This window comes from Chitinophaga alhagiae (assembly GCF_003568665.1).
Classification (GTDB): Bacteria; Bacteroidota; Bacteroidia; order Chitinophagales; family Chitinophagaceae; genus Chitinophaga; species Chitinophaga alhagiae.
This window is the reverse complement of the sequence record NZ_QXMH01000001.1, coordinates 1,402,690-1,427,209: the sequence shown is the minus strand read 5'-3', so window position 1 is coordinate 1,427,209 and position 24,520 is coordinate 1,402,690. Positions and strand designations below refer to the sequence as shown.

At 49.0% G+C, this 24,520-nt stretch carries 15 protein-coding genes and 1 pseudogene; 7 read left to right on the top strand and 9 right to left on the bottom strand.

The features are described from left to right. Nucleotides 1–2 precede the first annotated feature (2 nt). The 5 genes from D3A97_RS05590 (at nucleotide 3) to D3A97_RS05570 (ending at nucleotide 8,013) form a co-directional block, all read left to right on the top strand. Nucleotides 3–1,886 carry a transglutaminase-like domain-containing protein gene (locus D3A97_RS05590; RefSeq protein WP_119077413.1) on the top strand — a complete coding sequence of 628 codons (1,884 nt, stop codon included), beginning with the start codon at nucleotides 3–5 and terminating at the stop codon, nucleotides 1,884–1,886. Nucleotides 1,887–1,896: 10 nt separating this feature from the next. Beyond that, on the top strand, nucleotides 1,897–4,125 hold the full coding sequence (locus tag D3A97_RS05585) for a DUF3858 domain-containing protein (protein ID WP_119077412.1): 2,229 nt from the start codon (nucleotides 1,897–1,899) through the stop codon (nucleotides 4,123–4,125). A 782-nt stretch (nucleotides 4,126–4,907) separates the two neighbouring features. Continuing rightward, a complete protein-coding gene (locus D3A97_RS05580; protein WP_119077411.1) occupies nucleotides 4,908–5,474 on the top strand; it encodes a DinB family protein in 567 nt (188 codons plus the stop codon). 171 nt (nucleotides 5,475–5,645) lie between these two features. Continuing rightward, nucleotides 5,646–6,377 carry a hypothetical protein gene (locus D3A97_RS05575; protein ID WP_119077410.1) on the top strand — a complete coding sequence of 244 codons (732 nt, stop codon included), beginning with the start codon at nucleotides 5,646–5,648 and terminating at the stop codon, nucleotides 6,375–6,377. Nucleotides 6,378–6,606: 229 nt separating this feature from the next. Continuing rightward, entirely contained in the window at nucleotides 6,607–8,013 is a 1,407-nt protein-coding gene (locus tag D3A97_RS05570; protein ID WP_119078444.1) for an RtcB family protein, read from the top strand. A gap of 127 nt (nucleotides 8,014–8,140) precedes the next feature. Here the strand turns inward: D3A97_RS05570 and fcl are convergent. The 4 genes and pseudogenes from fcl to D3A97_RS05550 all read right to left on the bottom strand — a co-directional run. Beyond that, nucleotides 8,141–9,094: pseudogene (gene fcl / locus D3A97_RS05565) on the bottom strand (GDP-L-fucose synthase); the annotation flags it as partial. A gap of 44 nt (nucleotides 9,095–9,138) precedes the next feature. Next, entirely contained in the window at nucleotides 9,139–10,251 is a 1,113-nt protein-coding gene (gene gmd, locus D3A97_RS05560; RefSeq protein WP_119077408.1) for a GDP-mannose 4,6-dehydratase, read from the bottom strand. Between the two features lie 41 nt (nucleotides 10,252–10,292). Continuing rightward, nucleotides 10,293–11,420, bottom strand: coding sequence for an acyltransferase family protein (locus tag D3A97_RS05555; protein ID WP_119077407.1), 1,128 nt, complete (start codon nucleotides 11,418–11,420; stop codon nucleotides 10,293–10,295). Between the two features lie 176 nt (nucleotides 11,421–11,596). Further along, entirely contained in the window at nucleotides 11,597–13,489 is a 1,893-nt protein-coding gene (locus D3A97_RS05550; protein WP_119077406.1) for an ABC-F family ATP-binding cassette domain-containing protein, read from the bottom strand. A gap of 723 nt (nucleotides 13,490–14,212) precedes the next feature. Here D3A97_RS05550 and D3A97_RS05545 point away from each other — a divergent pair. Further along, a complete protein-coding gene (locus tag D3A97_RS05545; RefSeq protein ID WP_157986368.1) occupies nucleotides 14,213–15,238 on the top strand; it encodes a NosD domain-containing protein in 1,026 nt (341 codons plus the stop codon). A gap of 142 nt (nucleotides 15,239–15,380) precedes the next feature. Further along, nucleotides 15,381–19,178, top strand: coding sequence for a T9SS type A sorting domain-containing protein (locus tag D3A97_RS05540; protein ID WP_119077404.1), 3,798 nt, complete (start codon nucleotides 15,381–15,383; stop codon nucleotides 19,176–19,178). A gap of 77 nt (nucleotides 19,179–19,255) precedes the next feature. On the opposite strand, the gene D3A97_RS05535 is transcribed toward D3A97_RS05540, so the two are convergent. Genes D3A97_RS05535 through D3A97_RS05515 form a run of 5 tightly spaced genes read right to left on the bottom strand, consistent with a single transcriptional unit; the run spans nucleotide 19,256 to nucleotide 24,512 of the window. Then, nucleotides 19,256–20,824 carry a hypothetical protein gene (locus D3A97_RS05535; RefSeq protein WP_119077403.1) on the bottom strand — a complete coding sequence of 523 codons (1,569 nt, stop codon included), beginning with the start codon at nucleotides 20,822–20,824 and terminating at the stop codon, nucleotides 19,256–19,258. Between the two features lie 26 nt (nucleotides 20,825–20,850). Continuing rightward, nucleotides 20,851–21,510, bottom strand: coding sequence for a sugar transferase (locus D3A97_RS05530; RefSeq protein WP_119077402.1), 660 nt, complete (start codon nucleotides 21,508–21,510; stop codon nucleotides 20,851–20,853). Between the two features lie 3 nt (nucleotides 21,511–21,513). Beyond that, nucleotides 21,514–22,725 (bottom strand): polysaccharide biosynthesis protein, encoded by a 1,212-nt coding sequence (locus tag D3A97_RS05525; protein ID WP_232825855.1) that lies wholly within the window; start codon nucleotides 22,723–22,725, stop codon nucleotides 21,514–21,516. A gap of 21 nt (nucleotides 22,726–22,746) precedes the next feature. Beyond that, nucleotides 22,747–23,880, bottom strand: coding sequence for a LegC family aminotransferase (locus D3A97_RS05520; RefSeq protein ID WP_119077401.1), 1,134 nt, complete (start codon nucleotides 23,878–23,880; stop codon nucleotides 22,747–22,749). Then, nucleotides 23,880–24,512 (bottom strand): acetyltransferase, encoded by a 633-nt coding sequence (locus D3A97_RS05515; RefSeq protein ID WP_119077400.1) that lies wholly within the window; start codon nucleotides 24,510–24,512, stop codon nucleotides 23,880–23,882. Before D3A97_RS05515 ends, D3A97_RS05520 begins: the two co-directional genes overlap by 1 nt. Nucleotides 24,513–24,520 lie beyond the last annotated feature (8 nt).

The window sequence follows — 24,520 nt, the reverse complement described above, 5'->3', positions numbered from 1 at the left end:
TTATGCGAATTGCACGTAACTGTCTGTACCTGAATGTTTTATTATTCAGCCTGTTGCCGGTGGCATCTCTCCGGGCCGGCACAGACAAAAATATTGTGATCAGCGAGCGGAAAGAACGGTACGAGTTTACCAAAGGCGACGCAAAAAATCCCGTTTGGGTCAAACAGTATTTTTCTACTACCTACCGCTGCAACGAGTTCCGTGGCACCATTCCTTACAGTACGTTTTATGATGATTATAGCCGTGTAGACGATGTAAAGGCCTATGTAAGCGGAAATCGTGTAAAAGGCCTGCGGCCGCAGCATGGTTATTATTCCATAGAAGGTTTTTTTTACTCAGACGCCAGGGTGTGCGGTTTCATGCTGGACCTTGAAAAAAAGGGCCGCGAAAGCCGGGTAGACCTGGAAAAGACCGTGCTGGACCCGCGTTACTTCACCTCTGTGTATTTCAATGAAGACTATTTCCTGCACCGTAAAGAAATAACGCTGGTAGTGCCGCGCTGGATGCAGCTTGAAATAAGGGAAATGAATTTTAATACCGCCGGCATCAGTAAGAGTAAGGTGTTTGACGAAAAAGCCAATGCGGACATATACACCTATACCATTCTTGACCAGCCCGCCGCAAAAAAAGAACTGTCTGCGCCCGGGCCTTCGTACCTCTACCCTCACCTGCTGGTATGCAGCCACTTTGCTGAAACACCGGCTGGGCGCATTACCTACTTTGGCAATGTAAAAGACCTGTACAACTGGTATCACAGCCTGGTAAAAGAAATAGGGAACGATCCCGGGCCCGTTAAAACTGCCGCGCTGCAGATAGCCGGAGAAAAAAACAGCGAGATCGATAAGGTGCGCGCTGTGTATGCCTGGGTACAGGAAAACATCCGCTACATTGCTTTTGAAGACGGCATAGCCGGTTTCAGACCGGCCCCTGCGCAGGATGTGCTGCAGAAAAAGTACGGGGACTGTAAAGGCATGGCCAACCTGCTCAAGGAAATGCTGGTATCCCTCGGGCTGGATGCGCGGCTTTGCTGGATAGGCACGCGGCACATTGCTTACGATTATTCCATGCCCACATTGTCTGTAGACAATCACATGATTTGCGCGGTAAACCTCCAGGGCAGGCAGTATTACCTGGATGCCACGGAGACCTATATCGGCCTGGATGAGTATGCGGAACGTATTCAGGGCCGGCAGGTGCTTATAGAAAATGGCGGGGAATATATCTTGTCCCGCGTGCCGGAGCGCACGTATGAGCAGAACCGGCAGCAGGAGCGGCGCAGCCTGCGTATAGAAGGCAATGACCTCACCGGTACGGCCCGCCACCGCCTCACGGGCGAATGCACGGAATACCTGCTGACACAGGTACACAGCATCAAAAAAGAAAAGCTGGAAGAAGCGATGCTGCAATATCTTACAGCAGACAACCGCCTCTACGGGATCTCCGGTATCCAAACCAACGGCCTTCAGGACCGCGGCCCGGAACTGACCATTCAGTACAAGGTGCAGCATAAGGAGGCCGTGAACAGCTTCGGGGACGAGATGTACATAGACCTGGATTTCCGGAAAGAAATGGACGGCGCCGGCATTGACACGCTTACACGCGTACATGATCTATGGCTACATTTCAAAAGACAGGTGCTGCAGGAAACCACCCTGTCCATACCCGCCGGGTACAAGGTGAAATCCCTGCCGGCACCGCTTTTGGTAGACCAGCCTAAATACGCTTTCAAGGCCGCTTATGAGGTGAAAGGCAACGAAGTGGTATACCGGAAGGAGATCATCATCAAAAACACCCGCCTGCTGAAAAGCGAATTTGGTCAGTGGAACGAAGATATACGCCGGCTGAAACAAACCTGCCAGGAACAATTGACCCTTACCAACAAATAAAAACCATCCAATGAGAACCTTCATAATCGTATTAGTCAGTCTGCTGCTGCTGGTGATGGGCATGGTAGCCCAGGATAGAAAAACAGCGCCCTGGGACGTAAAGGCGGAAGTAAAATACAAAAAGCGGCTGGCGGAAGTGAAGGAGGAAATATGGAGCGCGGAGCATGCCGGCTTCAATAACCGCACCGTACCCACAGAGCATGCGGGCGAATCTGCCGTGATACTGTCCAAACGCCAGGAACTGACCACCCCCGACAAAGACCGGGAACTGCACCAGACCACCCGGCTGCTGGTAAAGATCAATGACAAGGCCGCGCTGGAAGAATACTCCGGTTTTACCTTCAATCAATACGAGCTGTATGCCACCGGCGGGTTCAATACGCTGGACCCTTTCAGCAAAACTACCGCCGTTACCTATGTGGGCGCCAGGGTGTACAAGCCGGATGGCAGCATGAAAGAGGTCTATTCAGACGAGGCGGTTGTAACAGACGTGGACCGCTGGAAGCGCAAACAGCGCAAGCTGGCTATTCCGGGCTTGCAGGTGGGAGACTGCATAGATTACTTCATCCGCACGGAGCGGTTCATCAACCATGCCAATGCCTATACGGAAGAAGTGTTTGTACTGGGAGACGAGCATCCTATATTGGAATACGCCATTCACGTGGCGGCCTGGGAGGAGGTGTTTGCCCTGGAATACCGGGCCATGAACGGTGCGCCGGATTTTAAACAAAAAATAGGCGGTAGGATGATGGAGCTGGACATGCTGGTGCGTAATGTGCCTGCCCAGCCCCTCAACCTCTGGATGAACCCCTTTCGCCAGATGCCGCTGATACGCCTTCACCTTCGCATAGGCGGCCGCCGGGAAGGCCTGGGCCGCCGCAGGGAGGGTACGGTGTACAGCAACCCCAACGCGGTGAAGATCAGGGATGAAAGTGTAGCGCAACTCGTGGCCATGCGTAACCTCACTTCCCGGCAAAACTTGCCTTTCCTGGGAGAGGTATGGGAGCATGTTAAACGTTTCAAGCGGGAGCACCGCAATGCAACAGAAGAGGAGCTGGCCGCGCATATCTACTACGTGATCCGCTACATGGGCCTTTACCGGGTAAAGCCGGGAGAAGAGATAGTGGTAGACCAGCGGCGAAACTATGCGGGTCTCAATGAGCATAACTTTCTGCTGTATGTCAACTATATGCTGGTAAAAAATGACATTGAAGCAGACTATGTGCTGGTGACCCCCCGGTACGGCCCCGCCCAGAGTGAGGTATTTGAAACGGACGATTACCGGCTGATGCTGAAAACCACCGGTAAAAAGCCGGTATACATGAGTGCGGTGGGCATTTTTTCCAGTTCAGACTATGTACCCGGCGCCTACGAGGGCCAGCGGGCCCCCCTGGTGCCCGGCGGGCCGAAAGCCACCTCCATGAAAGGGCAGGTGGAAGTGCCGGTGAGCACTGCGGCAGACAACCGGCAGGTGGAGCGCCTGCAGTTCAGTTTTGGCGAAGCAGACATGCAGCAGCTCCGGATTGCGCGTACCACCACGGTTACGGGCCATTTCAAAAAAACGCAGCAACAGCAGCTGCTCCTGTTTGAAGATTATTATGAAGCGGAACGCAAGGCCCTGGGCATTCCGCAGTCCTTCATGGAAGAGTTTGCAGACAGCCGCCGCAACAAAGTATTGGCGGAAGAGTACCGCCATGCCTTTGACAGGGCCAGGGAAGAACAACGGGAATATTTCCTTGACGAGATCAAAGATCAGTTTGAAAGGTTGCCCGAGGTGCTGGAAATGTTTAACATCGTGAAAATGGGCCTCCGTCATACCGAGCCGGAAATGGAGTACACTACCCGCTTTTCAATGAACGGTTATGTTAAAAAGGCGGGGAACAATTATATATTGGAAGCGGGCCGCCTCATTGGCCCGCAGATGGCCATCAAACCGTCGCAGAGGGAACGGAAAGCGGATATATACATGCCCTTTGCCCGCAGTTTTGAGTACAATATGGAGTTTGCCATACCGCCCGGGTATACGGTTGAAGGGGCAGATAAACTGGCAAGGAACATTGATAATGAATGCGGGAGCTTTATAGTGACCACGCGGACCACTGACGGAAAGCTGGTGGTACAGGTGAGGAAAGTATACAAAAATGCTTTTGCCCCTGCCGCCAAATGGCCGCTGCTGCTGCAAATGGTAGATGCTGCTGAAGAATTTCAGCAGCAGAAGCTCCTGTTGAAGAAGGCATAAGCATTGGTATGATGCCTGGAAGGCCCGGCAGTGGCGCTTTTCCCGGGCGCGGCGTGCTGGTCTTATTAAACCGGGGCGTGCACCATCGGTCAGCCGGAAAAATCTGTTGAATGCAATTGCTCCTGAAGCCCTTTGCCGGCGGGCATTTGGAGAGGCAGAAGCCTGCGGGGAAGCGCGTTTTGCAGCGGGGAAACAATTTTTTAATAAAAAGAATTTCCGGATAAAAGAAATAAAATTTATCTTTGTTACGTAACAACAAACTTAACAGTGTCACGCAATTGTACATATAAGATAAAGGTCTCAAAACGCATGCTGAAGAAGCAGGCGGATGAGAGCATGCGGGCATGTTATAGCTGGTACTAACGAATACGAAGTTATCCAACAGAGATATAACAAGAAGGTCCCGCAGGAAAATGCGGGGCCTTTTTTTATAAGTGATGATGAAACCGAGCATGAGAAAAAGTACTTGCACAGGGCAATGTTCCTGTGAAGTTCCATCCGGCCTTAAAATCAATTATGAACGGATGAAAGATTTGATTATCAGACTGTCTGTAGAGCGAAGCATGGCAAAGGCGCCAGGGGCATTGTATGTCATACAATGCAGGCGGAGAAGGTATGTTAAAATGTAAACGAACACTACGTTAACGTTATTAATAGCCCGGTCCGCCATAAAGCGGGCCGGGCTTCTTTTTTAAAGGCATATGGAAAATAAAACAATTGAACATCTATATATAACACGGTAAGCGCTTTCGGGAAAAGCGGTTGCCCCAAAAACAAGAGCAATGAGAAATGTAGTACAATTCGTAAGAGAGGCCCTGATCAACAATTTCCGGGAACTGGACAAATGGTTTCAGAAAGAGGAAGCATTGCTGGATTACAAACCCTCCATGGACCAGTGGAACATCCGCGAGGTGCTGGAGCATATTAGTCTGACCAATTATTTCCTGCTGCTCACCATCAATAAAAGTACCCGCAGGGCACTGGAGCGCAAGATGGATGGCCTGATCATCATGGCGCCGCATGATTATGAGGAAAAGTTCAGGCAGATAGAGATCGTGCGCAGCAAATCCTTTGGCTGGGTAAATCCCGCCCACCTGGAACCTTCAGGCAGCCGGGACCTGTACGAAGTGAGGATGTTGCTCAAACAACAGTTTGCACAATGCATGTACAACCTGAGCCTGCTCAAGAACGGGGAAGGCAGGCTGGTAAAAACCATGATGACCGTTAACAACCTCGGGAAGCTGGATATTTATCAATATATCTTCTTCCTGACCAAACATATAGAACGCCACCAGGCACAGATGCAGGAGCTGCGCGAGCAGTATGAAGACAGCGCGGTGGCCGTTTAAATGAGTTACGCAAAAGGTAAAGAGTCAACCCCGGCTCCCGCCCTTGGCGGGAGCTTTTTTTATGCAGAATTTTTTAAAAAAAGAACAAAATGAGAAAAAGTACCAGGTCCACATACAACCCGATCAACAACAACCGCCTGGCGGTATTATCGATGAATTACAATATCAGGTATGATGGACAATATGACGATGGCGGAGGAAAGCTGCTCCTTGCTCTCCTTCCGCATACGGTGCCCGCGGGCAAAAAAACGCGCACTGCGCGAGCACCGGGAAAAGCAGTTACGGAAACTTGACCGTGAACAACGGGAGCTGCGTAGAGAACAGCGCCGGCTTGGGTATGTTGACCTTGAGCAGCCCCTTATGAGGGGTTGGAAACGTACATTTGTACTCCAGCCAGACGTGGTCGGCGGAAGACATGCCACCTTTTACCAGCAGGTGCTGGAGAAGATCAATACGGTGCAATACCACCCTGACCGGCATTTCCTGGCTAAAAAAAGAATAATGGGCCGGAAGAAGCGGGTGCCGCGGAAGCAGCACCTCCTTACATTTTCCGCCGCGGCATTCAGCCGCCGGCAATTCACGGTGTGCGAGCAGCGGAAATTCCATACCATAGAGTATTGGAGCAACCGCACCAAAAGGTTTGAAACGGCGTATGTATTCTCCGACCAATGGTGCTTCCGGTTGCAGGTACGCCCTAATATGATCACAAAAGTGCGGCTTGAAAGCACACTGATGGAGCAGCGGCTCCAGGAGATCGGCAACTACCTGGAAGGATATGCCCTGTACGGCCAGCTGCACCGCCTGCATGGGCGTAGCTACCGGTGGTGGCGTAAGTTCCGGAAGCGGGACCACAAGCGTCTTCGCCGTAGGCCGGTGGAGCTGTCGGGAACCTGGGAGGTTTAAGCGGCATTTCTCACTTATGCTGTGCAATTCGCTGTTTTTTGACGGAACAATGCAACCTGGCAAATTGGCTGTTCTTACTACCGTAAAACACACGCTTTGCCAGGCTACCTGTACCGGCAGGCATGAACAGCTACGGGGCACTGTATTTGCGGTTCCTCTTGTAGCCACTAAAATTTTGACACTTTGGGTGCGGCCAGAGGCCTTTGGCCGTACCTCAACTAAAACCTATATGGCCAAGTTAAAATTAAGGGGGAAAGACCTCCGCAACATAGGGTACCCCGAGGGGCCCGTTATCAGCGTAGCAATTACGGTGATGGAACAACATTACAAACATCATGGGCAGGCAGACGCCCTGGGCCTGTTGCGGCAGGTATTGCAAAACCCGGAGGCGTTCAAAAGTGAAGAACACCTGGGCCGCATAGCGGAGAAACTGATCGTGGAAGAAACCGCGGAAATACCGTTGAACGAGACCCCGTTACCGTATGAGGTGTACGGCCGGGAATTTATTGATGAAGGTGCTATCCGCCAGATGGACTACGCCATGCGGTTGCCTATAACGGCCGCCGGCGCCCTGATGCCGGATGCGCACCAGGGTTATGGCCTGCCTATTGGGGGCGTGCTGGCTGCAAAAAATGCTGTTATTCCCTACGGCGTAGGAGTAGATATCGGTTGCCGCATGTGCCTGAGCATTATAGACATCCCCGCTGAACAACTGGAGAAAAAAGCATCCGTTTTCAGGAGGGAACTGATTGCCGGCACCGTATTTGGCGCCGGGGCCGAATGGAAGCCCCGGGTAGATGATGCCGTGCTGGAAAGCCCGCTGTTTGCTGAAATAGGCCTGCTGAAACACCTGCAGGCCAAGGCTGCCGCGCAATTGAGCACTTCCGGCTCCGGCAACCACTTTGTGGAATGGGGGCTGGTAGATATGCTGGAGCCCTGGGAAGGCCTGGTGCCAGGCCGTTACCTGGCATTGCTGTCTCATTCCGGTTCCCGTGGCTTGGGAGCGCAGATCGCGGGTTATTATACCAACCTGGCCCGGGAAATCCGCCAGCTGCCGCGCGAAGTGCAGCACCTGGCCTGGCTGGACCTGGATTCCGAAGAAGGACAGGAATACTGGCAAGCCATGAACCTGGCCGGCAACTATGCCTCCGCCTGTCACCATCACATTCACCGCCGGCTGATAAAAGCGGTAGGCGGCGCTTTGCTGGCACGGGTAGAAAACCACCACAACTTTGCCTGGAAAGAAAAGCATAACGGTGAAGAGCTGGTGGTACACCGCAAAGGCGCTACACCGGCAGGCAAAGGCGTAATGGGCGTTATACCCGGCTCCATGACGGCTCCTGGCTTTATTGTGCGGGGGCGCGGCGAGGCCGCCTCACTGCATTCCGCCAGCCATGGCGCCGGCCGGCAGATGAGCCGCTCCAAAGCCACACAATCCTTTACCGGCCATGCGCTGGCTAAAATACTGGCAGAGCACAAGGTAAAACTGATTGGCGGCGGACTGGATGAGGCGCCGGGCGCTTACAAGAACATTGCTGCCGTCATGGCGGCACAGACATCCCTCGTAGACGTAGTGGGCAAGTTTTACCCGAAAATTGTGCGGATGGCGGAAGCCGGCGGGTTGAGAGAGGATTGAGAAGTCCTGCCTGGACAGTGGGGGTGGATTCTGGAAAAACACGGATAACAGTGGGAGGTATGCTCACGATATTATTGCGCATAAATAAGGGCAGATCAGCTTACTGGTCTGCCCTTATTTATGCTATTCAAAATTTCTCTTTATACACGCTCCGTATCCCTTCCTCCAGGTGAATGGACGCTTTCCAGCCGAGGCCGGTCAGTTTGGACACATCCATCAGCTTGCGGGGCGTGCCGTCTGGCTTGGTAGTATCGAACTGCAATTCCCCTTCGTACCCCACAATTTTCCGGATCATAGCGGCCAGGTCTGCAATGCTGATGTCTTTCCCCACGCCAATATTGATAGGCCCCGGCTCGCTATATTGCTGCATCAGGAAGTAACAGGCATCCGCCATATCATCCGCATGCAGGAACTCTCTCAAAGGAGTGCCCGTGCCCCAGATGGTTACTGCCGGGTCTCCTTTCTCCTTGGCATCATGGAACTTTCTTAACAGGGCAGGCAGCACGTGCGAGTTCTGCAGGTCATAATTATCGTTAGGCCCATAAAGGTTGGTGGGCATCACGGATATGAAGTCTGCGCCGTATTGGGAGCGGTAGGCGTCACACAGTTTGATACCGGCTATTTTGGCAATGGCATAAGGCTCATTGGTAGGCTCCAGCAGGCCGGTGAGCAGGTATTCTTCTTTCAGCGGCTGCGGCGCCAGCTTCGGGTAAATGCAGGAGGAGCCGAGGAACATCAGTTTTTTCACGCCATGCACATATGCCTGGTGGATCACGTTGTTCTGGATCATGAGGTTATCATAGATAAACTCCGCCCGGTAGGTATTGTTGGCCACAATACCGCCTACCTTGGCCGCCGCCAGGAACACGTACTCCGGCTTTTCTGCCGCAAAAAAAGCTTCTACAGCCGCCTGGTTGCGCAAATCCAGCTCTGAGGATGTGCGGGTCACGAAGTTGGTGAAACCGGCTTTTTCTAGCCTCCGTTTAATGGCGGAGCCCACCATACCCCGGTGGCCGGCAATGTATATTTTTTCGTTTGTCTGCATGTTGATCAACGTTTCTATAGTTTCTCCGGATGTTTTGCCAGTACTTCCGGGCGTTTTGACAAGTCGTTTGAGTCCGGCCCCTACTCAAACTGGTTCAATACTTTAAACCCGGCATCTTTCAGCAACTTTTCCCGTTGGAACAGCTCTATGTCTGCCGCTACCATTTCTTTTACCAGGGCCTGTAGATCATATTCCGGCTGCCAGCCCAGTTGTTTGTTGGCTTTGGTAGGGTCGCCTATCAGGAGTTCTACTTCCGTAGGCCTGAAATAGCGGGGATCTATGGCTACTACTTCCTGGCCCGGCTGCAGCGCGTAAGCGGGGTTGGAGGCCTGTTTAACAATGCCTTTCTCGTTTACGCCTTCACCGCTGAACGCCAGTTCCACCCCAATTTCAGCAAAGCTGAGGCGGATAAAATCACGCACCGTGTTGGTAATGCCGGTGGCAATCACGTAATCTTCCGGTTGATCTTGCTGGAGGATGAGCCACATGGCCTTTACGTAGTCTTTTGCATGGCCCCAGTCACGCTTGGCGTCCAGGTTGCCCATATAGAGCTTGTCCTGCATGCCGAGCGCTATTTTAGCCACCCCGCGCGTGATTTTACGGGTCACAAAGGTTTCCCCGCGCAGGGGACTTTCGTGGTTAAAGAGGATGCCGTTGCAGGCAAACATTTTATAGGCCTCCCGGTAATTCACCGTGATCCAGTACGCGTACATTTTGGCTACGGCATAGGGAGAACGGGGGTAGAACGGGGTTTTTTCAGATTGGGGCACTTCCTGCACCAGGCCGTACAACTCAGAGGTAGAGGCCTGGTAAATACGGGTTTTCTGGGCCAGGCCCAGCAGGCGCACCGCTTCCAGGATGCGGAGGGTGCCGATGCCGTCTACATCCGCCGTGTATTCCGGTGTTTCAAAGCTCACCTGCACGTGACTCATGGCGCCCAGGTTGTATATCTCGTCCGGCTGCACTTCCTGGATGATGCGGATGATATTGGTGGAGTCTGCCAGGTCCCCGTAGTGAAGCGTCATCTGCACATTTTTCTCATGGGGGTCCTGGTAAAGATGGTCAATCCTGTCTGTATTAAAAAGCGAAGTGCGGCGTTTGATGCCATGCACTTCGTAGTTCTTTTTCAGCAGTAATTCTGTTAAATACGCGCCGTCCTGGCCCGTAATACCGGTGATTAATGCTTTTTTCATTGAGCGGGATGGTTTGATCCCGGCAAAAATAGCATTTCGTTTTATACCCTGATATAAATCTTCTTTCTGTCCATCCACCAACCCAGCAGCCACAGCAATAACACGTGAAAGATACCGAAGAGCAGTGAGCCCGGATAGTCACCAAACGCGGGACGGAACACATGGTTATACAGCCAGGAATACATATTCTCGTTCTTTTCCCCGAGCCGGAACAGGAAGTACAACTTCACCACTACGCCAGACATCACATAGATGAACAGGGGGTTTTTGCCGAATACCTCAAAAAAGTAGGTACCCCATCGCCAGTTCCTCATCTCTATCAGGTAAATGAGAATGGAAAGCAGCAGGGTGGCAATGCCTACAGTATAGAGGGTATAGGAGCTTGTCCAGATCTTTTTGTTAATGGGGAATACGGTGCCCCAGAGTATGCCCAGCACTATCAGCATGCTGCCGGCCAGTACCAGCTTGAGCAGCATACCTCTGGCATGCCGGTTCTGCTGTACATAGCGCCCCACCAGGTAGCCGAATACCACGTTGCCCACCGCAGGCAGGGTGCTGAGGAGGCCTTCCGGCTCAAAGGGAATGCCTTCGCCCTTATACATATGGTTTTCGCCAATGATGGCCAGGTCTATCTGCAGCCCGATATGCCCTTCCAGGCTGTAAGGGTCGCTGCCGCCGAAGAACCACAGAATGGCCCAGTAACCCAGCAGCAGCACGCAGGTGGCAATAAAGGCTCCTTTAGGCCTGAGGTAATGTACCAGCAGGGCGCCAATGCCATAGCAAAGGGCAATGCGTTGCAACACGCCGAGGATGCGCAGGGTATCCAGGCCTTTCATGACAAAGTTGCCTTCGGCGTTATACTTTATGAAAGGGAACCAGCTCAGGAGCAGGCCTATGACGAAAATGAGGGCGGTGCGTTTGAATATCTTGCCCAACACGGCCGCATTGCTCATGGTGTTGAATTTCTTCATGGCAAAGCTCATGGCGTTGCCAACAGCGAACAGGAAGAAGGGGAATACCAGGTCTGTAGGGGTGCAGCCATGCCATTTGGCATGCAGGAAAGGGGAATATACGTGGCTCCAGCTTCCGGGGGTGTTTACCAGTATCATACAGGCTATGGTGAGGCCGCGGAATACGTCCAGCGAGAGGAAACGTTGATTTTGGTTCATTGTCAGGTCCTATAGGTTCAGTCAATAAAGCTAATATAAAAAATGGGATTCCCCAGGGGTGCCAGGCCGTGGCAGGGGCAAATCCCTCCGCCGTATGTAAATTCCGGTGGAGGCTTTTCTGCTGATTACGTTACGGGCGAGCGATCTGCAGAACGGGATCAGGATAATTGCGGCGTTCAGGAAGCCAGCTCGCTCAACTCCAGCCAGCGCATGCCTTTTTCATCCAGCAGCTGCATTACTTCACCAATGCGCAGGGAGGCCTGGTTCAGTTGTTCAAAAGGCAGGTTACCGGCGGCCATCTGCCCGACCAGCAGCTTTTTTTCTTGCTCCAGCGTTTCTATTTCTTTTTCCAGCAGCTCCATTTCCCGTTTTTCCTTGAAAGACATTTTACGGACCTTCTGCTCCTGTGGCAAGGCGGCAGGCGTATTTTCAACCGCAGGTTTAGGAGGCTCCGCCCTGATCTTTTCCTGGTCTTTTTCCCAATCCCTGTACTGGGTATAGTTGCCGGGGAAGTCCCGCACTTCTCCATCGCCTTCAAATACGAAGAGGTGGTCTACCAGTTTATCCATAAAATACCGGTCGTGGCTCACTATAATGATGCAGCCCTGGTAGTTTTGCAGGAAATCTTCCAGGATGCTGAGCGTGGGCAGGTCAAGGTCATTGGTGGGCTCGTCCAATACCAGGAAATTCGGGTTGCGGAACAGGATGGCCAGCAGGTGCAGGCGGCGCTTTTCACCGCCGCTCAACCTGGAGATGTAGGTGTACTGTTTTTCAGGAGGGAAGAGGAAGAGGTTGAGGAACTGGGCGGCACTTACCTTGGTGCCGTCTGCCAGGGGGAAGTTTTCCGCGATGCTCTTGACGAATTCGATCAACCGCATATCTTCCTTTACGATCAGCCCTTCCTGGGAATAATTGCCAAAAACAACCGTATCTCCCACGTTGATCTTGCCGGAGTCTGCTTTTTCCGTTCCCAGCAGCAGGTTCAGGAAGGTGGATTTACCTACGCCGTTTTTCCCCACCACGCCTATGCGTTCCCCTTTTTTGAAGGTATAGTCGAAGCCTTTGAGTATCTGAAGCTTGCCGTAGGCTTTGTACACTTTTTTCAGCTCCAGCACTTTGCCGCCCAGGCGGGTCATTTTGACGTTCAGTTCCAGCTGTTGCTGCTCTATGCGTTTGGCGGCGCGCTCTTTTACGTCGTAAAACGCGTCTATCCGTGATTTTGCTTTGGTGGTGCGGGCCTTGGGCTGCTTGCGCATCCACTCCAGCTCTTTGCGGTAGAGGTTACGGGCTTTTTCGGTACTGGCCTTGTCTGCCTCTTCCCGGGCGGCCTTTTTTTCAAGATAGTTCTCGTAATCGCCTTTATAGATATATAGCTGGCCATTGTCTATTTCCATGATCTCATTGCAGACACTGTCGAGAAAATACCGGTCGTGGGTGACCAGCAGCAGGGTTACGTTTTCCTGGGCAAGGTAGCTTTCGAGCCATTCTATCATGCCAATATCCAGGTGGTTGGTGGGCTCGTCCATAATGAGCAGGGTGTGTTTGTGTTCAAACCCTATGTCTATCAGTACTTTAGCGAGGGCCACCCGTTTTTGCTGCCCACCTGATAACGTGCCTACACGCTGGTCCAGGTGATGGATATTGAGTTTGCCCAGTATTTGTTTCACCTTGGCGTCAAAGTGCCAGGCGTTCAGCTCATCCATTTTCGCAATGGCGGCGGTGAGGACCTGTGCGTCCGGCTCACCCTCCTGGTCTGTGAGCTGTTCGTATTCCTTGATGGCGTTGAGAATGGGATGGTCGTGGTCAAAGATGTTCTCGAGTACCGACTGACTTTCGCGGAAATTGGTAGCCTGTTCCAGCATTACCACTGTGACGCCTTTGTGTATCCATACCTTGCCTTCATCCGGGTGCTCCTTGCCGGTGAGTATCTTGAGCAGGGTAGATTTGCCGGTGCCGTTGAGGGCCACCAGGGCTATTTTATCGCCTTCTTCAATATGAAAAGAAATATCCTGAAAGAGGGGCTTTTCCCCGTATGATTTGGAAAGCCCTTCTACCGTTACATAATGCATGGTGCGAAGTTAATTGGGTTTTTCCAGATTTATTTCGTATATTCATTTAAGCTATTATATGATGACCTGTAGATACGGAGACCTTATTTTGACCATCCAGCCAATTCGAAGAATCAGCAGTACATACATATTATAATTATGAGTATGCTTCCTGTGAAAATGATGCAGCCGGGGAGAGACGGAGGATGCATTTCATTCAGTGTGGATTCCCCATTGGATAACGGCCTATCTTTTGTTTGTCTCCCCTGGTTACGAAAGATAACGGGCTGATCAAAAAGATCGGCCCTTTTCTATGTAGGAAGAGGCGGCCGGATAGGACATGAAATATTCCCATTAGCTTATAGCTATACCAGGTTGACACTTATAGCGAGCAAGCTCGTCAGAACTTGGAAATCGGGGGAACTTGCTTAGCGGCAATGGAGGATAGAACGCTGCTTAGAGATGCTAAATGAAGAAGAGCTTCGACAGATTTTCATCACGGTCGTTTTTGCTATTGTTTGCGAAAGACCTTATTAAAAATTAAAACCAAAATTGTGGCAACTCAACCTTAATCTGCAAGATGGAGAGGTATGTTAAATGCTGATTAACCAGTATTTATGAAATTAATACCTGTTGTGAACTATTTGGCTTAATTTATGCGTTATGTAATGACATAGTAGATTGTTAACTATATAGAGAAGTAGTACTGTGATAAAAATTATACTAAACTTCATTATTGTTTTTTTGTTCACATTTTCTTCCTGTGCGGTCAAATCACAACCAATGCCGTCGGTAAAGGTTTTTTTTGCTGGAACCCAGCTGCCTTCCAAAGCACCCTCAACAGGGAACGGTAGAAAACAGGTTTTTCAGGTGAAGAACGCAGTGGAGTTGATCGCTGCTGCAAAGCAATACAAAGATGGGGATGTGATCTATCTTGGCCCTGGAATGTTCGATTTCACCGAAGCTAGTGTACTCGAATTTCCCCTGAAGGTCGTTCTACAGGGCACTTACGATCTCAAAACTCAGACCGGTACCACCGTGTTCACCGGCCGTTTGGGTCATCAGCCTGTGATAAAACTAACTGGTAAAGGGTCGAAATTTTTGAATATCAGGATGAAAGGCCCTGACACTTCCAGGAGAACTGAACAGATGATGAAGCTCTACCAAACCAACGAATATTATTCTATCCCTAACAGTCGGGGCATTAGCGTAATGGGTGATGATATAACCGTATCCGGCTGTGAATTTTTCGGCTGGTCTGAAGCAGCTATTTATATTGATGAAGCAAAAGGTGTAGAAGTGATGAACAACTATATTCATCACAACCAACGTGAAGGATTGGGTTATGGGGTTTGTCTAAACAAGTCTTCCGCCAGAATATATTACAATTACTTCGATTGGAACCGGCACGACATTGCTGGCACAGGTAGAACTGGAACCTGCTTTGATGCACAATACAACATGGTCGGAGCCCATAAAAGTTCACATTCGTTTGATATGCACAAGATTATGGACGAATCTATTAGGAAAGAGATCGCTGGTGATACGATTATTATCAAAAATAACTGGGTGTATGTGAAGGACCAGGAATTTGTTCGAATTAGCGGGGCTACCCGATTTTATGTTTCTATTGAAAACAATCAAATGGTAAACCTCGAAAAGAAGCCTATCAAAATCTTGCGTGCTACCGGGCGAGAAAAAGTGGTAGGCAATCGGCAGTTGAAAAATAATGCGTGGGTAAAAAATATAAAGCGAGGTGATATACAGTAGCGGGTTCTTATATTTTACATTAGGGAATGTAGGCAAAAATAGTATATTTATCAGTGGTTAGTAAACTGGCACATGTTTACTTCCTTAAGCTCCCAGATATTTTGGGGCAAAGCATGGCAGAACTATATCCAAAGAAAACGAAATGAAAGTATTTTTATGGTTGCTTCTTCTCTCGGGAGCATTCTTTAATGCAAAGGGACAAGCATCAATTAAATTATCCGAATACTCTCCTTCTAATAAAACAATTGCAGCCGGAGATGGGAAAGTGTACAATTGGCTGGAAATCAACAATACGGCTTATGAATCACTTGAACTTTCTGAGTTCGAATTGATCGTGACACCTGAAAACGGTTCGCCGGCGACGGTTGCTTTACCCCCCGGGAAAATTATGTGTGGTGAGTTCAAGATGATTTGGTTCGGTGCTTCTACCAGCACAATTGTCGGACAGGATATTTATGTTGCTGCCACTGTCCAGAATGTGAGGTCTGTACTGGAGTTAAGGCATAAGACTTCCAACCTCATGATAGACATTATGCATGTGCCTTCACTGCTGAAAGATGACGAAACGTTAAATGAACAGCACCTCCTGAATCTTCCTCCGGTGATGTTGCCTGGAATACAGTCTACTCCTTACGCGAGAAATCTCTTCGCCTCATCCTGGTCCAAACTTACAAATCATACTGCATTTCAGGGTAGGGACAGTTCGCCCAACGCACTTCTGCTGTTCAAAAACAAATTATGGGTAATGGCTGGTTGGAGATACGAGCCTGAAAATGGCGATTATCATTCCCGTTCTGATATATACAACTCAGACGATGGCATCAACTGGACTCTGGTGAATCCTTCTCCACCTTACCAGCCTTATAGCGGTTTTATTGTTTATAAAGATAAAATGTGGGCATACGACGATACTGGCATCTGGAATTCCGATGACGGCGTGACATGGGAGTTCCTTGGCACATCGCCTGTGAGGGCCAGCAGCAGAGTGTTACTGGTAAACGATACTATTTGGTTCGTGGATACATATGGGAACGCGGGTTACTCGCCTGATGGGCTCAACTTTACGCTTACCCGAAACGGTGATGCTCCATGGGGCCTGCGCGACTGGCCAGGATTTGTATATCATCGCAATAAGTTTTGGGTATATATTGGCCGCAAATACATTGACGGCGTACAACACGCAACTAACGATGTATGGTCTTCCTCAGATGGTATCAGCTGGGAACTGATGACGGATGAGGCAGTGCTTCCCAGCCGCTTTTGGCACATGTACGGGGCCTTTGAAGATAAGATGTGGATTATCGGTGGAGCATCGTGGGACAGTGTGGGCAACGCAAATAACGGCAACTTTAATGACGCTTGGTACAGCGAGAATGGGAAGGACTGGAAGCTTTTGTCTCAAGATAACTATCCCAATCGCCACGCGGCGATGATTAAAAACTTTAATGACAGGCTTTATTTCATGTGTGGATACGGTGGCCTTAGCTTGGATCGTTTGTATAATGATGTTTGGGTATTCAACTATCGGATTTATTATTCCCGTAAAGGGCAGGATCTTTCGGAGTTGTCCAGTTGGGGCACCGTACAGGATGGTACGGGACTTCAACCGTTGTCTTTCGACCAGTCCAATGCTATTTATGTGGTTACTAATGACAGCGCCTATACGCTTTCAGGATCATGGCAGGTAGCCGGGAAAAATTCGAAGATTATATTAGGCAACGGTCGAGACTCAGTAACGCTAAAGGTAAATCCGGGTGTGAATATACCTACGGGGATGCATCTTACGGAGCGCTCCCGACTGGAATGGGAGTCTTCCTCCCCCCCCAATATAGCCAGAACAGCTCCATCCTCGACCGTCGCGTTCATAAATACTGAAACTACCCTGCCCGGGGTACAGAATGGTTACTATAACCTGGAGGTCAGCAATACGCAGCTCACAACCGCGTCCAGCGTGATAAAGGTTGGGCATAATCTCCGAATGACGGGATCTGTGATTACAGATAACGGAAATAGCAGCGGGATATGGATTTATGGTAGCTTATATGCGGATAACAATACCAACACAAAAGGTGTTAACCTGGAGATGAGGGGCTCAGAAGATGCTGAAATCTTACCGCTGAACGGAGGTGAACCGATAATTGGCGACCTTGTTATACATAAAGATGACGGAAGTGTGACACTTGGCACGAATTTGCATATTTTGAACATGTTCACTTACGTTAAGGGAGATTTGCAGAAGAACGGTTTTCAACTGATGTTTGACAATAAAGGATCAATGCGGCTGGCTGGCAACGAGCAGGGGCTTAAATTGAGCAATTTTATTACACCCGGATCGGAAGTTTACGACTTGATGATAAATAATCCTAATGGTGCTGTGCTTGGGCAATCTATAAATATCAACGGTATACTCAGGATGGTTAACGGCCAACTTGTCTTGCATGAATACGATCTTGGCATTGCCTACGCCCTTGGAGGCAGTGAGCAGAGTTATGTGCAAGCTGACAGCAGCGGCATGTTGCGGTTCAAAGCCAACTTGGATGAGGTGACCCTTCCAATAGGTAACAAGAAAGGTTTTATGCCTGTAACTATTTCCAGCAATGCAACTGAAGGTATAATGGGCCTTAACTTCAGCAATATCGAAAAACTGGATAACCTGGAGTCCGCAAGGTTTGTACATCCTACTTGGAACCTAGACGCCGGAACAATGACGGATATTGACGTAAATGTGGAGCTCAGCTGGAAGCAATCCGATGAAGGAGAACTGTTTGACAGGAACGAATGTGGTGCGGCAATATACAGACTGGAAGGATTCCTCAACAAACAACGGCCATCGGCGGCAAGCCCAGATACTGAAAATTCCTTCAGTGTAAAAGCCAGAATGAAATTAGCAGGTACCATTGTTGTGGGGGATTCTGCGTCTACTGCTACCAAGCAATATCAAACCGTGTCTGTAGAACCATCGGGTGTCATCGAAAAAAAATATGGCGATCCCTCCTTTACACTTAGCGCGGGTAGTTCTTCAGGCCTGCCCGTAATCTTTTTATCAGATAACGATGTGCTCATGGAGACGGATAGTCACTTTGATATCATGAAGGCGGGCACCTCGGTAATTTCTGTTTTCAGCGAAGGTTCGGACGATTATGTACCTTCAGATACAGTTAAAGTGACCGTAATTGTTACGCAGGCATTACAGCCTCCGCTGGAAATAGACACCAGCACTTTGGTGAAACGCTATGACGATGAGCCTTTTACTCTTTTGGAAGAAACCAGCTCCATTTATGGTCCTATTGTGGTTGAATCGGCAACACCTGAGGTAGTGCAGGTTCACGACGATACAATAATCGAGATCAACAGCGTTGGTCGAGCGCTGCTTGCTGTACATTCTCCCGGCAACGAAAATTACCTGCCTTCTGATACCGTATATGTAACGGTGGTGGTAAAAAGAGCATTGCAGAATATTACCATAAATAGCCTAGTTGGACGTAAAGTATTGAACGTCGATACTCCTTTTGTGCCGGTAATATTTGACAGCGGACTTTCTCCCACGGTGAGCATCTCCAATACTGCTGTGGCCGCTTTCGAAAATGGCAGAATCGTATTGAAATCCAGCGGTGAAACAAACGTTACGATCGAGCAGCCAGGCAACAAATATTATGCCCCCTTCCAACGCCAGCATTTTCTGTTGAAAGTAATGGAATGGGGTACCCTGAAGGTTTATCCTAATCCGACTACCGCGTGGCTAAATGTGGTCGTAGGCGATGCTGTAGGCAGCGAATACTATTATCAATTACATGACATACAGGGGCGCAGAATACTATACGGCCCTATTAATCCGAGAGACAACCTCCGCATTGATCTCAGTGCGTATCCCTCCAATACTTATATTCTGAAGGTGACTGGTCCCAGTTATAGCAAATCGGTGAAGATCATAAAACAATAGGGTTTAACATGATATAGAGAAGCGACCATACCGAACGGTCGCTTCTCTATATCATGGCTTATGTTCTTCTATGGGGATCAAAAATCATAATTGAACCTTCGGAAGGTGCTGCGCAACCCCACTTGAAATATCAGTTCCCGATGATTGAACAGGTCATTTTTTTCCTGTCTGCCCGCCACGGACACCTCCAAGCGGAGGTTGTTTTTGGGGTTTAGTAAGAAGGCGATGCTACCCCGTAAGTACATAAGGTCAGTTGTAATACCTTGCCCTATTTTGTTTCCATATTCTTTCGTTCTGGTATGATAGGAAGCAAAAATATCTTTTCCGTAATTGGTCATCCCGGAATCGAGGCCATACCTTGCGAGCTGTACCTCACCGCGGAAATACCATCTTTTGTACTGATAATCGGCAAGGTTCATCCATTCTATGAAATTGGCCCCGAGGGGATGGGCCAGCGCTTGGTTATAATGGGTATATGCCAATAGGCTGTTACGCTGCGCGTAAGTAAATGGTCGCGCGGCATTTACTTCGGTAAGCAGGTTCAATGCAGGCACCCTGAAGAGATTGTTCGAACGGAAACCCAACTGGCCACCAAATTTATTTCCCCACCAACCTTTTCCGGAAGTCACTTCTTTGAGCTTAAATTCATCGAGTATAAACTGGCCATAGATAGTACTGTTTGTCGACAGATCATATTTGGCGTTCACGCCCATCAGCGCGTTGTCTGGCGAACCTACTGAAAATTCTACTGGGCGAAGCAATGCCAGCGGTATGAGGTAGCTGAAGTCGAATCCGCGTTTGCCTGCGGTATCCGCATCGTTCCAGATAACAGCCTCAAACAGACCAAGGGAGAACTTATTCGTAATGTTCCAGTCAAGGTAGTGAAACACCCCCCATTTTTTTCGATAGCCATTGAGGAATGAAAGTTTTGGTTCTTTCATGTCCATAAACTGCGCCCACATCACCATATATTTCACGTTGCCTATCCCAGCAGTGAGTTTGAGGAAGGGATAGTTAAACGAATTGTCTGAAAGCAACATCGACCTGTAACCATCACCAATGAAATTGCGATCATAACCCAACTGAACGTTTAGATATTTGCTCGGTGTGAAAGATAGGAGGGCGGAAGTATATGCGAAATCGAAAGAAGCGCCGCTGCTGTCGAATTTTACTTCTCCCTGACCCGGAATGATCTGCTCACGGCGAGTAAATTCATCCAGATATCGAGGATATTTGCCCTGGTTCTCATAAAATTCTGCTCGAAACTCAAAGTTTTTGCCTAGCCTACCCCCGGCAATAGCGCCACGGGTGTTGAGCCATATGGTATTGCGGGCAGAACTGTTTCCTAACTGAAGGTCTGGCAGCAGGCTGAAGTAAAAGTTATAATCGGGGTGATCATATTCCAGAAGATGCTCCTGAAACAGTTTGCGATGCACCCAGCTTCTTGCTTTAGGAACAGAATCTGAAGGCAGAACAAACTGTCGCTGCTGAATGTAATCCCGTATGGATGAGTGATAATTACCACTGTCTATTTGCGAGCGATAGAAACCGATAGAGAACTGGCTACCGGCATTCTGGGCCATGCCGTCAAACATGGTAAAAAGCAGGCAAATCAATAGGGAATTTAGTTTCTTTTGCAGTTGCATACGATTTCGATTTACAGGGTAAATGATTATTTCCGTTTGGGAAGATCGGTGAAAACCTTGTATGGAAGATGGGTGCGAGGGGCGAGAATGACCACTACGGTGAGTATCAGGATCATAAAGTCTACATATAATGATCTGCGACGGTGATACCACAATTCCAGCTCTCCTTTGTATGGAAATACAAACAGCCTATAGAACTCTTGGGGTGGCATGTTTGAATTAGTAACCAACTCTTCCTCGTCGCGGAATATTATGGAACCTATGCCGGTAATGCCAGGTACTGACTGGTACACCTTTTCCTGCACTTCAGGTGAATATTGATCGAAACTCTTTTTCATCAGCGGACGGGGTCCAACGAAACTCATTTCACCAGACAGGATATTGAGTAATTGTGGTAGCTCATTGATTTTGCTGAAACGCAGGAAACGCCCGATCCTAGTCACACGTGGATCATTTCTTAGTGTGATCTCCCCTCCCGGCATGTTTGGGCTGTTCTTTAGCATGGTAGCAAACTTCCATATGCCAAACTTGCGGTTGCAGTATCCAATACGTTCCTGCCTGTAAAATACTTCCCGTTCATCTGTAAATAACAGAATGATACATATTGGTAGCATAAAAGGCAGCAATAGTAATAACAGCAATGATGCAAAAGCAAGGTCAAATATCCTCTTAGTAATGCTGTACATAGATTACATTCTTTGGTCAAGATTTTTACCTGTTTCAATATGATTGAAACCAGGGATGACGGTTTTTAATGTTCCGATGATATCCTGTTTCTGTAGGTGTTCTTGCCTGAAGAGCTGTTCTATGCTATTGATGACATTTCCAATCGCTTGGAGATTTTTCCTTTCAGCGTTTTTTACGACGCCGATAGCGCTGAAAGATGTATAATCCAGCACTTCCTGTGTGGTAAAAAATTCCTCAAATGATTTTTCACCTGAAGTGTCTGACTCAAAAAAATACACCGGATATTGAATACCGGGAATAGCGGCGGCCTTTTCTCTTGCTTCCTGCTCTGTTGTACAGCGGTCTGCCTCAAAGCCGTGCGCCTTCAGGAGATCAACGGCTATGTCTGCAAAAGATATCATTTCTTCTTCGTTCAGTTTTGGAAAGAATATATCGCCTGGTTCGCCGAGAATGCATGCCAGCATACATAGTTCACCTGATTCGCGGGGAGACACGAAATATCTTCTAATGTCGGATGGAGCAGAGAGCGGCTGTTGTTTCTGGAGCCTTTCCATAAAGCCGAACAGCAGACTGCCATTTGAAAATGCAACGTTGGCGAAACGGGCGGTAGAGATGTTTATCTGGCTGGCATAAGCCATGATCACATCTTCCATTAGCTTTTTGCTAGCCCCCATTACATTTACTGGGTTGGCGGCCTTATCGGTGGAAACACAGAAAAAGTGTTTGGGCGGTGCGGTGAAAAGCAGGTCCAGGAGCGCTTTGGCCCTGATCACATTGTTTTCGATCATGGCTTCTATGGAGTACTGGTCTTTCTCGCTGCGTACGTGCTTATGTGCTGCAAAATTCGCTATAATGTCAAACGGTCCTTCGTGGCGGAAGATTTTTTTGAAAATATCACTGGAAAAGTCGATAGGGTAGGTCAGGAATATTTCGGGCACAATTGTGTCGGGAGTACTTCTCACATCACGTACCAGTTCGGTTAACCCGTTTTCGTTAATATCTATGACGATCAGCTTCGCCGGTTGGAACCGGAGAATAGCCTTGATGAAAGATGAGCCGATTGTACCGGCTCCACCTATTATCAGGGCTGATTTGCCTTTTATTCTTTCGCTGAGCTTGTGGTAGTTGTCGCGGATATCCCTTGCAAAAAGACTTTCGTTGCGACGAGTAATGTATTGTTGTATGAATTTTTCAGTATGGAAAATCCGCATCATTGCGCTATAGTTTAATTATGATTAGTAAAATGCCTTAATAGCTGTGGTTATCGCTTCCAGGTTTTCTTCTGTGAGATTGACCGAACTGGGAATGCTCAAGCAGTTACCGTACACTTTCTCCGAGGTATGGTTATGCGTGATATAAGGTGCGTTTTTGTACATAGGAAGCAAGCTCATCGGCACCCAGAATGGACGGCACTGGATGCCTTGGGCGTTTAGCGTCTTTAGCAACTCGGGCTGGCGCATGGTACTCATGGTAAAAAGCCAGCAGTTGGGGTCTACATCGGAAGATACTTCTTGGAAAAGGATGTCACCTACGCCGCGCAGATGCTCCCTGTAATAGTTGTCCATATATTTCTTGCGGAGGATAAATTCGGGCAGTTGCTCCGTCTGGGCCACGCCAATAGCCGCCAGAATATTTACCAAGCGATAGTTGTAACCCACTTCGTCATGATAATATTCAATGGGGTCTTTTTTGGCGGTGGTAGTGATATGTTTGGCCTTTCGCGCAAGTTCTTCATCGTTAGTCACAATCATGCCTCCTCCGCCTGTGGAAATGATCTTGTTCCCATTGAAGCTGAAGGCGCCGAACAGGCCGAAGGTGCCACTATGGCGGGCTTTGTAATAGGAGCCAAGCGATTCGGTGGCATCTTCAATAACAGTAAGGCCGTATTGCCCCGCAATGTGCATAAACCTATCCATATCGCACATATTGCCGAGCACATGCACCGGCATGATAGCCGCAATAATGCCATTATCTTTTTTGTATCGCAATTTACCCTGGTCGTCCCGCAAGGTTTGAGTTAGGAGGAATTCTTCCAACAGCTCTATATCCAGTTGCCAACTGCCCGGCGTAACATCCATGAGGATAGGTTTCGCACCGGTGTAGGAAATGGAGTTGATGCTGGCCACAAAGGTGATGTTGGGGGCAATTACATAATCTCCTGCTTTTACGCCGCCCAACTGTAGGGAAATATGCAGTGCGGCAGTACCGTTCATGGCCGCCACGGCATACTTTGCACCGCTAAACGCAGCGATCTTTTGTTCAAATCGGTTCACAAATTCGCCAGCAGTAGAAATCCATCCTGTATCTAGGCATTCTTTAACATATTTCCATTCATTGCCTGCCAGATGGGGTACTGATAATGGTATCATTAGTTTGATGTTTTATTTAGAGGCCTGCCGGGGTTCCCGGCTACCACCATATTGTCGGGAATATCATGGATAATGACGGAGCCTGCCCCCACGGTCACATTTCTACCAATAGTTACGCCCTGCCTAATAACCGCATTGGCGCCGATAAAGGTTTCTTCACCAATGCTTACATTTCCTGCAAGAACTGCGCCAGGGGCAATATGGGCAAATTTGTTAATAATACATTCATGTTCAATAACGCAGCCCGTGTTGCAGATCACGCCTTCGTGTATCTCTGCCAGTGCGTTCACGGCCGCATTGATCCCGATCATTACGCCGGCATTTGCCGCTACTATACCGTTTACGGAGGCGGACGGATGTACAGCGTTTGCTATTAATATCCTGTTTTCCTGCAGGAATTGCGTTATTTTCCGCCGGGCGTGATTATTGCCGACCGCAACAAAAAAAAGGGTGTCGCGGTGCCATCTGAGTGTTTCGACGTTTTTCTCGCTACCGAGGTACGATAAATCAAATGGATTAGCCTTTTTTTCTTCGTCGTCCATATATCCGGCCAGCAACCACCTGTCCGCGGTAAAAATATTTATAACACTATACGCATGGCCGGAATAGCCGATAAGTATCACGGATTGCATAATACATT